This window comes from Methylobacterium sp. WL8 (assembly GCF_008040045.1).
Lineage (GTDB): Bacteria > Pseudomonadota > Alphaproteobacteria > Rhizobiales > Beijerinckiaceae > Methylobacterium > Methylobacterium cerastii.
Window position 1 is genome coordinate 17280 of record NZ_VRVF01000032.1, and the last position, 14711, is coordinate 31990.

Annotated in this window: 5 protein-coding genes and 1 pseudogene; 2 read left to right on the forward strand and 4 right to left on the reverse strand. The window is 65.8% G+C overall.

Features of this window, described 5'->3' with window-relative positions:
* Window positions 1-12: 12 nt before the first annotated feature.
* Entirely contained in the window at window positions 13-807 is a 795-nt protein-coding gene (locus FV234_RS13265; RefSeq protein WP_147829705.1) for an FCD domain-containing protein, read from the forward strand.
* Between the two features lie 119 nt (window positions 808-926).
* Here the strand turns inward: FV234_RS13265 and FV234_RS13270 are convergent.
* The 4 genes and pseudogenes from FV234_RS13270 to FV234_RS26215 form a co-directional block, all read right to left on the reverse strand.
* Window positions 927-1472, reverse strand: a pseudogene (locus FV234_RS13270) (recombinase family protein).
* Window positions 1473-2363: 891 nt separating this feature from the next.
* Window positions 2364-2582 carry a helix-turn-helix domain-containing protein gene (locus FV234_RS27050; protein WP_348643062.1) on the reverse strand — a complete coding sequence of 73 codons (219 nt, stop codon included), beginning with the start codon at window positions 2580-2582 and terminating at the stop codon, window positions 2364-2366.
* A gap of 185 nt (window positions 2583-2767) precedes the next feature.
* A complete protein-coding gene (locus FV234_RS13280; RefSeq protein WP_187273675.1) occupies window positions 2768-4711 on the reverse strand; it encodes a GAF domain-containing protein in 1944 nt (647 codons plus the stop codon).
* Window positions 4712-4815: 104 nt separating this feature from the next.
* Window positions 4816-4977: a hypothetical protein gene (locus tag FV234_RS26215; RefSeq protein ID WP_187273676.1), complete on the reverse strand. Its 162-nt coding sequence runs from the start codon at window positions 4975-4977 to the stop codon at window positions 4816-4818.
* 768 nt (window positions 4978-5745) lie between these two features.
* On the opposite strand from FV234_RS26215, the gene FV234_RS13285 reads away from it, so the two are divergent.
* Complete coding sequence (locus FV234_RS13285; protein WP_147829708.1) at window positions 5746-14703, forward strand: peroxidase family protein; 8958 nt, start codon at window positions 5746-5748, stop codon at window positions 14701-14703.
* Window positions 14704-14711 lie beyond the last annotated feature (8 nt).

Consider the following 14711-nt stretch of genomic DNA (forward strand, 5'->3'; position numbering starts at 1 on the left):
CTGGTCCAACCGATGAGCAGGTCGGCGGTGGAAGGCCCGCCTGCGCCGATGCGGCGGATCAAGTTGTCGGACCAGATCGCGGAGGATCTCTGCAACCGGATCGCCCGCGAGCGTCTGGCGCCCGGCGACCGTCTGCCGAACGAGCGCGCCCTGATGCAGCATTACGGCTGCGCCAAGGGCACGATCCGCGAGGCCCTGAAGGCCCTGGAGGTCCAGGGGCTGGTGACGATGCAGTCCGGCCCCAACGGCGGCCCGGAGATCCGCCCCATCTCTGTGGATGCCGCCGCGCAGCAGCTGCGCCGGTTCCTCCACTTCCAGGAACTCGACTTCGCTCAGGTCTATGCTCTGCGACGCAGCCTGGAGGTGACGCTCGGCGTCAGCGTAGTCGGCCGCCTCAGCGAGACGGAGTTCCGTCGCCTTGAGGAGAACATCGCAGCCGGTGAGGCTGCCAATGCCGGCGATGGCCGTGGCCTCGACCGGGTGGTCGAGGTCGATTTCCACGATATCCTGTGCGACGCCAGCGACAATCCGCTCCTCGCCTTCATGTGCCGGTTCCTAAACAGCCTGCTTCGTGACCTGGTGGAGTTCCGCAGCGACAGCCTCAACGAGCACGAGGCGTTCGGAGCCCATAACCTCGCCAGTCACCGCGCCCTTGTGACGGCCTTCCGCGCCGAGGACGCCGAGGCTGTTCGCCGTGAGATGCACGACCATATGTGCTGCGCCGAGCACTTCATGCAGCGGCTCGATGCCAAGTTCCGCAAGGACCTTTTAAGCTTACGACCGAGGCCGGGACCTATTGTCGATTAAGCCGGTAAAAAAGTGCTGGCGAGAAGCTGGTTGCCGATGACGTTGGGATATCGCGGTAGGTATCAAGAATCCTGACGGGAGAGAGGCGTGAGAGGTCAGGCGGCATCGACCGTTTTCCATCACGAAGCCTGTAGTACCCTGTAAACCTGCATCCACGAGCACCCGAGCGTGCGAGCGATGGCGGCCGGCCCGACGCCATCAGCGTGCAGCGCCCAGATGCGGTCCCGGTCGAGCCGCCGCTTGCCACCTACGTAAATGCCAGCAGCTTTGACCCGCTCAATGCCTTCACGCTGCCGCTCCTTGATGAAGCGGCGCTCCATCTGAGCCACCATGCCGAGCACCGTCAGCATGACGTGACCCATAGGTCCCTGCGTCGAGACGTGTGGGTCGAGCACGGTGACGAAGGCACCACGCTGTTCGACTTCGTAAATTATGTTGAGCACGTCGCGGGTGTCACGGCCGAGCCGATCGAGGCGAGCCACAAGGAGTTCATCGCCGGCCCGCATGAACTCGATCACCGTTGCCAGTTCGGTACGGCCCTCGCGCGAGCCGCCCTACACCTTCTCGGAACGAATGAGCGAGCAACCCTCTGCCTTCAGACGAACGAGTTGAGCATCAAGATCCTGATCGAGGGTGCTGACGCGAGCGTAACCGATACGGGCCATGGGGTGTCACCTCAAGCTTTAGGCCGCGCCGGGTTACGTCACGCTGGGGTATACCCCAATGTGCTGTCGCCAACTCAATTCGGCTTTGCGCCATGAGCAGACATCAACCCACCGCCCGGCAGCGGACATTGAAGTCCAAGTAACGGTCCGTACGGTGTCGACCCCTTGCCGACCCTCGGAAGTCCGCTTCCAGGCTGTTGAAACAGAGGCCAACGACGGGGTCGGGTGGATTCCTGCTTGTCTGCTTTCAGCCGGAAAATATGAAAAGCTGACGCTTTCTCGAAGATTGACGGGATGCAAAAAAATCAGCGAACGTTGGCGCTCAAGCTCGACATCAAGTTTCTGATCGGAATTGACGATGCCGCATCCACTCAGGCCGCATGCTGCGTTGATCTCCTGTTCTCCGGCGCAATGATCCGCTTTAAAGACCAAAGTTCTGCTTAAGTAAACCCTAGATTTTATAATGCTAACTCATAGCGGATAACTTAAGAGCACCTAGCAGAAAGCCGAGTTTCGGCTCGATCCGGACGAGGCGGAGAACCCGATTGCTTACCCCAGGACGCTTGAGCGCTGAGATGGGCCCCTCGCTCTAGGGAAGGGTGACGAGGTCTGCGAGAGGGATCGCCGGGCTCACCTTGAACTCTTCAAGCGTCCCGATGATGCCCGGCCAGTGTTCGGGCGACCGCGACCAGCCGGGCGCGATCCTCGGGCGTATCCAGCGCATGCCAGAGCCTCAGGAGTTCCCCGACACCCCCGAGGTGGGCGGGGGGCGGGTCTTCGCCCTGCAATGCCTTCACCGAACAATCGAGGCTGCCGGCGATCCTCAAGAGGAGGTCGTGATGGGTAGGCATGTCTGCGCGGTCCTTGCGATGGAAAGCCGGCGAGTTCGCTTTAGGCGGCTGGGTCTACCAGCCGGTCGAGGTCGAGCAGGCGCACACCGCCCGGCACGATCGGCAGCGATCTCTTGCGGTCGAGCCGCGTCAGCAGCCGGCTGACCGTCTTGATGGTGAGGCCGGGATGGTCGGCGATGTCTTTCGACCCATCGGCAGCGAGAGGGTCACGGAGGTTCGCGCGATGCGGGCGTAGCGCCCGCGCAGGCCGAGAAGGCAGATCGCGACCTCCTCCTCCGCGGTACGACGGCTGAGCAGGTCATGTGGTCGTGGCCGAGACCAAGCTCGCAGCCGGGCCGCTCATGCAGCTTGGCCATGAGCGGGCACGGCATTCGACCGTCCGACGAGGTCTCGTACTTCATGCCGTGAACCACATGAACGCTCCGGTCGAATAGAGGGTATCGGTCAGATCTCGACTTGGAATGCCGCCAGCGGCGCCTCGATGGTGAAGGTGAACCCCGTCGAAGGGTACGAGAGTTCGACGACGCCACCGACCTGACCAGCGAGCCCCCGCTCGATCAGACGGCTGCCGAACCCCTTGCGCGTGTGTGGGATGACCGGCGGACCTCCCGTCTCCACCCACGTCAAGCGAAGCCTCGGCTCGCCGACTGTCCCGCGCACCTGCCAGCCCAGGATCACGCGCCCGCCGACATTGGAGAGCGCGCCGTACTTCACGGCGTTCGTAGACAGTTCGTGCAACATCAACGACAGCGACAGCGCGACCTTAGCGCCGATCCGCACCTGGGGGCCCGAGATGTCGAAACGCTCCGCCGCGTCGATATGCATGTCGAGCGCGCGCCTCACCACGTCGAGGATGGGACCGCTCCCCATGCCCCCGTCGAGGAGAAGGTCATGGGATTGGCCCAGCGCGGCGAGACGCCCGGCGAGGATGTCGCTCGCGACCTTCACGTCGTCGGTAGAGCGCATGGTCTGGGTGGCGATGGCCTGGACCATCGCGAGCAGGTTCTTGAAGCGGTGGCCGACCTCGCGCGTCCGAAGCTGCTGCTGCTCCTCCGCCGCGATCCGTGCCAGTTCCGCGCGCGCCCGCTCCGCTGCGGCTTGCGCGAAGACGATGTCCCGTTCCCTCCATTCACGCGGGCCGGCGTCGTGGAGGCACAGGACACCGACGAGGCGCCCCTCGGCTATCGCGGGCACGTCGAGGAGCGAGGCGATGCCGTGAAGACCGAGTTCCGTCGCTTTCGATGCCGTTCGGGGGTCCGTGCGGACGTCAGGGATGACCACAGCCTGGCCGCGGCGCAGATCGTCGGCGTAGGCGCCGTAACATGCGAAGGGATAACGCCCTACGACGCTACGCTGACCGGGGCGTGTCCAATCCCGCTCAAAGGTGATGATCCTTTCAGACGGGTCGATGGTCCCGTAAGCTGCCCGCGACAGGTCGAGGGCGAGCCCAGCCATCTCGGCGACTCGGGCACCGATCTCCAAGGGATCGGCGATGCCCAGCAGGCGTTCGCCCAGGGCCGTGAGCTCGACCTGACGCGCCGTATCCCGCGTCGCCTCCGTCTGGTCCCGGGATACGGCCAACAGCCGGTCCGGCCGACCGTCCGAACCGGCGATGGGGGTAACCATCACGTGCCAATACCGGGATACGCCGCGCTTAGTGTCCGTCCAACCCTCGAAGCGAGCGGGGGTCCCCGTCCTCGCCGTCGACACCGCCCGACGGGCCTTGGCTGCATCGGATCCTTTCCATGACCGATGCCACGGGGACCCGGCGACGGCGTCGAAGTCGTCGATCCCCATGAGGCTCATGCCTGGATCGTTCATGAAGACCAGGTTGCCATGGAGGTCGAGCACCACGATGCAATCGGGCGATGCGGTCAGGACGCCCTGGATGAACGCCTCGCTCGACCGGAGCCTAGACGTGGCCTCCTTCTCCGCAAGCGAGGCGCGACGTGCCTCGAACAGGCTCATGACCTGTTCGCCCAAGGCACCCAGAATCTCGGCCTGCAACGGCGTGAGGCCGGTCTCACGGGGCTCGCGATCGATGACGCAGAGCGTGCCGAGCCCATGGCCGGAAGCGGTACGCAGGGGTGCTGCCGCATAGAAGCGCATCGCCAAGGGGCCCGTGACGGCGGGGTTCGCCATCGTGCGCGCGTCGCGGGTCAAGTCGGGAATGACGAACAGGGTCGGCTCGGGCAAAGCATGGACGCAGATCGACCGGTCCAGCGGCGTCTCAACCTCGTCGAAGCCGACCCGCGCCTTGAACCACTGCCGTTCGGAGGTGACGAGGGTGATCATGCCGACCGGCGTGCCGCATAGCTTGGTCGCAAGGCGCACGATGCCGTCGAACGCCTCCTCGCCGGGCGTATCGAGAATGCCGTAGCGGAACAATGTGGCGAGGCGCTCGGTATCTGAGGCGCTGTTCCGTCCCGTTGCGTTTCCCGCGCCATCAAGCCTTGCGTCCCGGCTCGGGCTTTGTTCGGCTCCCTGGCTTATCATGACCGGAATGCCGAGGCTTGAAGCGCCGCCAGCCGCATGAGATCGCGAAGCTCGACCCCCTCGCATTGCCCCCACTCCAGCAGGTCATGCGCGCGCGACAGCGCGATCAGCCAATTCTCGGCGGCGGTGTCATCGGGCATGTCCAGGAACATCGGCATGCACCCCCTCAGTTCCGCCGGTGTGCTGCCGCATACGATCCATCGGCCTCGAAGGCACGTGGTATAGAAGCATCGACCCGCTCCAAGATCGGACCCAGCCATCCGTTTCGCAACTGGAGGCTCTCAAAAATACGCTCTTCACCCAATACGGAATTCAGTGACGAACCATAACTCGGCCGTGCGATTTTTACAAACAACCATCCATTCGCCAAATATAATGCGTTGAAATCATTCTTTTTTGAGTTATTGTCTTTAAAACCCTATAAATGATTGATTATCGGGCAGGACAATCTCATGTGACGTGCACGTGTGGTGCCGTACCTCGGTCAAAGATTGTCAATGATGAGGGAAAAACCCTCACACGTGGGTTTTTCCTAGTTCGTTGAGGAATTATTCACGATTGCGTGGAACGCGATCCGTGCAAGGTTCTGTCACCGGCCAAGCATAGACCGGCCGAGCGCTTCGATCCCCCGGTTTTGCCGAGGTCCCTGCGATGACGAGCAATATTACGACATCGCCCGGTCATCCGGAGCGGTCGCACCACATTCTCCCTGGACCGCATAAAGGATCTGCGTCCTACTCTTCATCGCGGATCGCGATCGTCATTGTGCCTCCGCCTCACCGGCTCCCCCCTCCAGCGTCCTAGCCCTCGGCTGGGATCCGGCCGCCCCATACGCGGGGGCCTCTCCGCGAATACCCCCATCCACGATCCCCGGGGCGCCCGTCGAGGTGCGTCCTGCCGCAGCCTCATGTCTTCAGGAGACGGCCATGTCTGTCACGTTCACGGTCGACACCAACGACCTTCGTCAGATCCTCGCCCAGATCCGCATCGCCGAGGAATACGCGGCCCCGGGGAATACTCGCACCCTCCAGGAGATCATCGGTCCGGACGCCGCGCTGCTTCCGATGGGTCTTCGGGCGGTCGACGGAAGCAACAACAACCTCCTGCCGGGTCAGAGCCTGCTCGGAGCGGCCGACCAGCCGTTTCCACGCCTGCTGCCCGCCCAATACACCACGGGTACGGGCTCGTTCGACACGAATGGTCCGGCACCCGGCGGGTTGGTGATCAACAACGAATACAGCGCGACCGGCACCGTCGTCGACACCAGCATCCGGACGGCGAGCAACCTCATCGTTGACATGAGCCCGCACAACCCGGCCGCCGTCGCCGCCTGGTTCGCGAACCCCATCGCGCAGGCGGCCTACGCCGATGCGCACGGTGGGGATTCACCGCCTCAAGGCTACATCCCGACCGCCACCGATATCGCCTTCATCCCGAACCAGTCGCCCGACATCGGCTTGTCCCCGCCCTTCAATGGCTGGATGACCTTGTTCGGGCAGTTCTTCGACCACGGCCTGGACCTTGCCACCAAGGGCGGCAACGGCTCGGTGATCGTTCCGCTGATGCCGGACGACCCGCTGATCGCGGGTGCCGACGGGGTGCTCGGGAACGCCGACGACCTTCCGGCGTCGCAGCAATTCATGGTCCTGACCCGTGCCACGCCCGTTGCGGGGCCGGGCGCCGACGGCGTGCTCGGCACGGCGGACGACATCGTAACCGCGAGGAACACCACCACGCCCTGGATCGACCAGAACCAGACCTACACCTCGCATCCCTCGCATCAGGTCTTCCTTCGCGAGTACACCCGCGCCGACATCACCCCGGGGGACAATATCGACAACCCGGTCACCATCGCGACCGGGAACCTGCTGAACGGCGGCGCGGACGGAAGGGCCATCGCCAACTGGGCGGAGGTCAAGGCCCAGGCCAAGGCCATGCTCGGCATCGAGCTCGTCGACACGGACATCCACAACGTGCCCGTCCTGATGACCGACCCCTACGGCAAATTCATCCCGGGCGCCCACGGCTACGCGCAGATGCTGATGCAGCCCGATGCGACCCATCCCACCACGTGGTTCAAGGAGGGAACGGCGGAGGGCATCCGCACGACCGGCGCCGTGATGACGGGGCACGCCTTCCTCGACGACATCGCCCATACCGCGGACCCCATCGTTCAAGGGCGGGCGGTGGCGGCCGACGCGGACGCGCTCACCGGCAATGCGGTCGATTTCAATCCTCAGACCGGGGCGAACCTCGCCTACGACAACGAGCTTCTCGACCGGCACTTCATCACCGGCGACGGGCGCGGCAACGAGAACATCGGGCTCACCGCGGTCCACACCATCTTCCACTCGGAGCACAATCGCCTCGTCGAGGCCAACAAGCAGACCATCCTCGCCTCGGGTGACCGCGCCTTCATCAACGAGTGGCTGAGGGTCGACCTGGGTCCGAACGACGCCATCCCCACCACGCCGGAGGGCGTGGCCGCCTTGCAATGGGACGGCGAGCGCCTGTTCCAGGCCGCCAAGTTCGTCACCGAGATGCAGTACCAGCACCTCGTGTTCGAGGAGTTCGCACGGACGGTCCAGCCCAACGTCGATCCCTTCGTGTTCACGAACAGCGCCGACATCGATCCGGCCATCACGGCCGAATTCGCGCATGTCGTCTACCGGTTCGGGCATTCGATGCTGACGGACACCATCGACCGCGTCGGGTTCGACATGCAGCCGGTCGACGCCGACACGACCGTGGCCGGCACCCAGGAACTCGGCCTCATCGAGGCGTTCCTGAACCCGCTCGCCTTCACAGCCAGCGGCGTCGACACCGAGGCCGCCGCCGGCGCCATCATCCGCGGCATGACACGGCAGATCGGCAACGAAATCGACGAGTTCATCGTCGATGCCCTGCGCAACAACCTGCTGGGGCTCCCCCTCGACCTGGCGACGCTCAACATCGCGCGGTCCCGGGAACAGGGCGTGCCGACCCTCAACGAGGCCCGCGCCGAGTTCTACGCGATGACGGCGGACGCCAAGCTCAAGCCCTACACGAGCTGGATCGACTTCGCGCAGAACATCAAGAACCCGGTTTCGGTGATCAACTTCATCGCGGCCTACGGCGACCACGACCTCATCACCCAGGAGACGACCCTCGCCGGCAAGCGCGCCGCGGCGACTGCGTTGGTGTTCGGCGTGAACGTGGACGTGCCGGACGATCCCTCGACCGCGGCGAACGAGGCGCACACGATCTCGGCCCCGACCGACAGGCTCGACTTCCTCAACGGCACGGGCGCCTGGACCGCCGCCAACTCCGGCCTGAACGACGTCGACTTCTGGATCGGCGGTCTCGCCGAGGAGAAGATGGAATTCGGCGGGATGCTCGGCAATACCTTCAACTTCGTCTTCGAGACGCAGATGGAGAACCTGCAGAACGGCGACCGCTTCTACTATCTCAGCCGTACGCAGGGCATGAACCTGCTCAACGAGCTGGAGGCCAACACCTTCTCGGCCCTCGTCCAGCGTAACACCGACCTTGGCGACGAGGGATCCTCGCACCTCAACGGGTCCTTGTTCGGGCGTGCCGACCACGTACTGGAGCTCAACCAGGTCAAGCAGGTCGGCGACGATCCGACCCAGGACGACCTGCTGCTCCAGATCCTCGACCCGAAGGTGGTTCGTCTCGACCCGGGTGCCGACGTTGACGGAGACGGGCATGCCGACGGCGGCATGCTCAAGTTCAGCGGCGGCGAGCACGTGGTGCTGGGCGGCACGGAAGGCAACGACATCCTCATCGGCGACAAGGGCATTGACACCCTCTGGGGCGACGGCGGCGACGACTACCTCAACGGCGGCATGGAGTCCGACCAGATCTTCGGCGGCGATGGTGACGACGTCATCGAGGACCCCTTCGGCGACGAATTCATCCGCGGAGGCGAGGGCAACGACGCCATCTCAAGCGGACCGGGCCTCGACATCCTGTTCGGCGGTGGCGGCAAGGACTTCATCACCCACTCCACGGATCCGGTCGAGGTCTTCGCGGGGCGCGGCGACGACTTCGTCCTGGGTGGCAGCGCCGCCGATAACCTCATGGGCAACGAGGGGAACGACTGGATCGAGGGCGGCGAGGGCTTCGATGGCCTGTCGGGCGAGAACTCGCAGCTATTCTTCAACAGCATCATCATCGGCCACGACGTCCTCAACGGACAGGGCAACGATACCGACTACGATGGCGAGTCCGGCGACGACATCATGGTTCAGGGACCGGGCATCCAGCGCAACAACGGCATGCTGGGCTTCGACTGGGTGATCCAGAAGGGCGACCCGAACGACGGCGTCATCGATCTGGGCATCTCGCGCTTCGTCAACCAGCAGGCCCTGACGCTTCGCGACCGCAACGACGCCGTCGAGGCCGCTTCGGGCTGGAAGCATGACGACACCCTCATCGGCACCGAGAAGCCAACCGGTGCGGTCGGCGATCCGGCGGGAGGCATCGTCGGTGGCCCGGCGACCGACAGCATGCTGCTGTCGCAGAACGTCGCCCTGATCGACGGCTTGGAAGCCCTGCTCAAGCTGACACCCGGGGCTGTGCGCGGACAGACCGTGGGCGTCGACGCCACGCCTTTCGCCGACCTGGCTCCCGACATCACGGTCTTCGACCCCCAGAACGGTGGCGACATCCTCCTCGGCGGCGCCGGCAGCGACACCTTCAACGGCAAGGCCGGCAACGACATCATCGACGGCGACCGTTGGCTCAACGTCAGGATCAGCATCCGTGACGCCGCCGGCACGGAGATCGCGACCGCCGACAGCCTGGCGGGTCAGATGTACAAGACCCCCGCCGGCCTCGCCGCACATGATCCCGAGGACCTGTATCTCGACGGGATGCTCCTGCAGACCGCGCTGATGTCCCGGGCCGTCAACCCAGGGCAGCTTAACATCGTGCGCGAACTCGTCGATGCCGGCGCTGGAGCCGACGTCGACACGGCGATCTTCTCCGACGTGCGTGCCAACTACACGGTGACCAATCTCGGCGACGGCAGCTTCCAGGTCAGCCACACCGGGTTCGCGGTGACCCCGACCCTGAAGCTCTCCGACGGCATCGATACGTTGCACAACATCGAGCGGGCCCAGTTCGCCGACCAGAGCGTCTTCCTCACCAACGTGCCGGCCACCGGGGCACCGACCATTGACGACACCTCTCCGACGGAGCTAGCGGCGCTTCGGGCGAACGTCGCCGGCATCGCCGACCTCAACGGACTGCCGACCACCTTTGCCTTCCAGTGGCAGTCCCTCGGTGCGGACGGGGTCACCTGGACGAACATCGCCGGGGCGACGGGACAGAACTTCACGCCGCAGCAGGCGCAGGTCGGCTTCCAGGTCCGGGTCGCTGTGAGCTTCACCGACCAGGGTGGCTACTCCGAGCGCGTGGTCTCGGCGCCGACCGACGTGGTGGGCGACAACATCGTCGATAACGGCCTCGGGAACACGATCAACGGCACGGCTGGCGCCGACCGCATCCTGGGCAACGGCGGCAACGACATCGTCAATGCCGGGGCGGGCGACGACTTCGTCGATGGCGGCGCTGGCAACGACGTCATCAACGGCGCGGCCGGCAACGACGCACTCCAGGGCGGGACGGGCAACGACGTCGTCAATGCCGGGGCCGGCGACGATGTCGTCACCTGGAACGGCGGCGTCGCGCTCGGTCCCATCACCCTCGTCGCATCCGATGGGCGGGACGTCGTCAACGGGGGCACCGAGGGACCGGTCGGCGACACCTTCGTCGCCAACGGGACGCTGGGCGCCGCCGAGACGTTCCGGGTCTACACGACGGCCGCCTGGGGCCAGGTCGCCGGCAACAACGTCGCGACCCTCAGCGCCGGTACCGAGATCGTCGTGACCCGCAGCGTCGGTGCCGGGGCCGCCGCCATTATCGCGGAGTTGCAGGAGATCGAGGAGATCCGGATCGGGACGGCCACCGTCTCGTCGCCGAACCCGCCGACCAACGCCGGTGCCGGTGACAGCGTCTTCCTGATCGGTAACTTCTCGACGACGAGCCTGAACCTTAACACCGTTACCATCGATGGCACGGAGGGGAACGACACCGTTGACATCTCCGGCCTGACCTCGGCCCACCGGATCGTATTCCATTCCAACGGCGGCGCCGACACCATCGTGGGAACGCTACGACCTCAGGACGTCATCGACCTCGCGCCGGGCACAACCCTGGCCGACTACGTCGAGACGCAGGCCAACGGCATGACGATCCTGACGCGCGGCACGCACAGCATCACCTTCGCGAGCTCCGGCACGCCGACCTTCGATACCGTCCCGGCGACGGGCGGGACTCAGCCTGGCGGCGGCACCGTCGGCGACGGGACCGCAAACGGAGGTGGGACCGCCACGGGCGGCGGGTTCGCCCTCACGCCGGCGGACCTTGCCGGAATCAAGGCCCTCGTCACTGGGCAGGCCGTCGCCGGGGGTGACGACGACGCCAACGGTGCCTCCGGCGTGCGCGAACTCTCGGGCGTCGGCAACAACCTGACGCATCCCGGGTTCGGGGCGGCCGACCAGCCCTTCATCCGGCTTACCGAAGCCCATTACGGGGCCTTCGACCCGGCCACGGGCAACAACGCCCTCAACCCGCTGTTCACCGGGCTCGATCCACGCGCCATCAGCAACGTGCTGGGCACCCAGGAAGCCGATCTTCCGCACCAGGCGAATGGTGCGAACATCTTCTTCATGGCGTTCGGCCAGTATTTCGACCACGGCCTCGACTTCCTGCCGAAGTCGTCCACGAACGGGACCGTGGAGATCGGCGGTCCGGGCTCAGTACGCAGTCCCACGAGCGACAACCCGGTCGATCTCACCCGCGGTGAGGTGTCCTCAATCGATGCGAACGGCGTCCCGCAACACCTCAACAAGACCTCGCCCTTCGTCGACCAGAACCAGGCCTACGGCTCGCACGAGCTCGTCGGACAGTTCCTGCGCGAGAGCGATGGCCACCAGGGCGTGGGCGCCCACCTGCTGGCCGGGCTGCCGGACCCGTCCGATCCCGCCTTCAACCTGCTCCCGACCCTGCGTGCCCTGATCCAGCACCATTGGGAGGCCAACACGATCTTCCACGATCCCTCCCTGCCCGGCGGCTCGATCAGTTTCCGAGACTACTACTCGAACTTCGCGACACCGGGACATGCGGCGGGAACCCTCGTCGATCCGGCAACCGGCGCGTTCGACCCCGGCATCGTCAGCGCCATGGCGGCGAACTTCATGGGCAGCGGGAACGCCCTGCTCCTCGACACGAACCCCTTCGTGAACCTGCTGGACCACTTCGTGGCCGGCGACGGCCGGGCGAACGAGAACGTCTCCCTGACGGCGATGCATACGATCTGGGCGCGCAACCACAACTTCCACGTCGACAACCTCGTCGAGTCGGGCTTCCAGGGTACGCCGGAGGAGGTCTTCCAGGCCGCCAAGATGATCAACGAGGCGGAGTACCAGCGCGTCATCTTCACCGAGTTCGCCGACCACCTCATCGGCGGCATGAAGGGCAACGGCTCGCATGGCTTCGGCGGCTACGATGCGAGCGTGGACGCGCGCATCTCCGAGGAGTTCGCTTCCGCCGTCTACCGCGTCGGGCATTCGCTCATCGGGGAAAGCCTGACGGTCTTGGGACCGGATGGCCAGCCGCGTCAGGTGCAACTCGTCGACGCCTTCCTCAACCCGACGAACGATGCCGGCGCCTTCAAGGCTCCCCTTCCTCCCGGTTACGTGCCTCAGCCGGGCTATGCCCAGCTCGGCGCGAACGCCATCCTCGCCGGCGTCGCCACGCAACCGGCCGAGGAAGTCGACTTCAACATCGTCGACGCCGTGCGCAACGACCTCGTGCGGATCAACGCCGACCTCTTCGCCTTCAACGTGGCTCGCGGCCGCGATGTCGGCCTGGGAACCCTGAACCAGGTCCGCGCCGACCTTCAGGCCTCTTCGGATCCGTACGTCCACGAGGCGGTGGGCTTCGCCGGCGATCTCCGCCCCTACGCGTCCTGGTCGGACTTCCAGGCACGGAACGGCTTGAGCGACACCGTCATCGCGCAGTTCAAGGAAGCCTATCCGGACCTCGTCCTGACGACGGCCGGGGAGCGGGCGGCCTTCGTGACCGCCAACCCGGACATCGTTCTCCATGACGGGCCCAACGGGACCAAGGTCGTGTCCGGCATCGACCGCGTCGACCTCTGGGTCGGCGGCTTGGCCGAGAAGCACATCAACGACGGGGTCGTCGGGCAGACCTTCTGGGTCGTATTGCACGAGCAGCTCGACCGCCTCCAGGAGGGTGACCGGTTCTACTACCTCGACCGATTCGACAACTTCGACTTCTACCAGAACCAGGTCGACGGTCAGACCTTCTCCGACATCGTCACCCGCAATACCGGGTTGACCGGCCTGCAGGAGGACATCTTCGCAGTCAGCAACGAGGACGCGCAGCCCGGCGGTGGAACCGGTGCGGGCACTGGAACCGACGTGGGAACCGGAACGGGCACGGGCACCAATGATGGCACCGGTGTCGGCGGGGGCGGCACGGGTACCGGCACCGGCGATGACACCGGAACCGGTGGCACAACCGGCGGAAGCACCGGTGCGGATGACGGAACCGGCACCCAAGCAGGCTCTGGGACGGGGTCTGGGACGGGGTCTGGTGGAACGACCGGAAACGGTGCGGGTGCCGGTGGCACGGCCGGGGGCGCTTCGGGCAATGGCGCCGGGTCCGGCACGGGCTCAGGCGGCACGACTGGAGGAACCTCAGGAAACGGCTCCGGGAACGATCATGGGACCGGGGGCCATTCGTCCGATGACGACGACGGCACCGACGTGGCCGAGAACGGAGACGATAGTCACCAGGGCGGCACCACGGGAGGCGCTACCACCGGCGGTGGAACGGTCGGAGGCACGACCGGCGGCGGGACAGCGACGCCACCGGCCGAACTTCCGGCAAGCTTGGTGGCCGGTACCGCGGGCGATGATGTCCTATCCGGGACTTCCGGCGCCGACACGATCCTAGGGCTGTCCGGCGACGACCACATCTTTGCCGCCGACGGGGCCGACGTGATCCGCGGTGGCGACGGGAACGACTTCGTCGATGCCGGTGCCGGGCGCGACGTGGTCTTCGGCGGGGCCGGTGACGACGACATCCTCGCCGGCGCCGGCGACGACATGCTCTACGGCGACGGCGGCGCGGACCGCATCCTCGCCGGGGCCGGCAACGACCTCGTGACCGCGGGCGCCGGCAACGATGCCGTCATCGGCGGGGACGGCGACGACCTCTTCGTCGCCGAGGTGGGTGACGGCAACGACAGCTACTGGGGCGACGAGGTCGGCGGCGGCACCGGCAGCGACACGCTCGACATGTCGGCGATCACCGCCAACATCACGGCCAACCTCGGTACCGGCCTCGCCGGGCGCGGCAGCGTCACCAGCGCCCAATCCGGGTCCGACACCCTCTGGGGCGTCGAGAACATCGTGACCGGCTCCGGCGACGACCACATCACGGCGAGCGACGCCGTGAACGTGATGGATGGCGGCCTGGGCGCCGACATCTACCACTTCCAGTCGGCCGCCGCGGCCAACGGCGACACCATCGCGAGCTTCCAGCCCGGCGACAGGATCGACCTCAGCGGCATCGACGCGAACCAGGGCGTGGCCGGGAACCAGGCGTTCACGCTCGCGACCGGGGCGGCCTTCACCGGTGTCGGGCAGCTGCTCGTCACCCAGGAGAGCCGGGCCGACGGCGACTACACCATCGTCGCCGGGAACACGGGTGGCGATGCGGCGCCCGAGTTCAAGTTCGCGATCAAGGGAACGCCTGCCGCCACGGCGGCGGACTTCACGCTCTGACGTCCGTC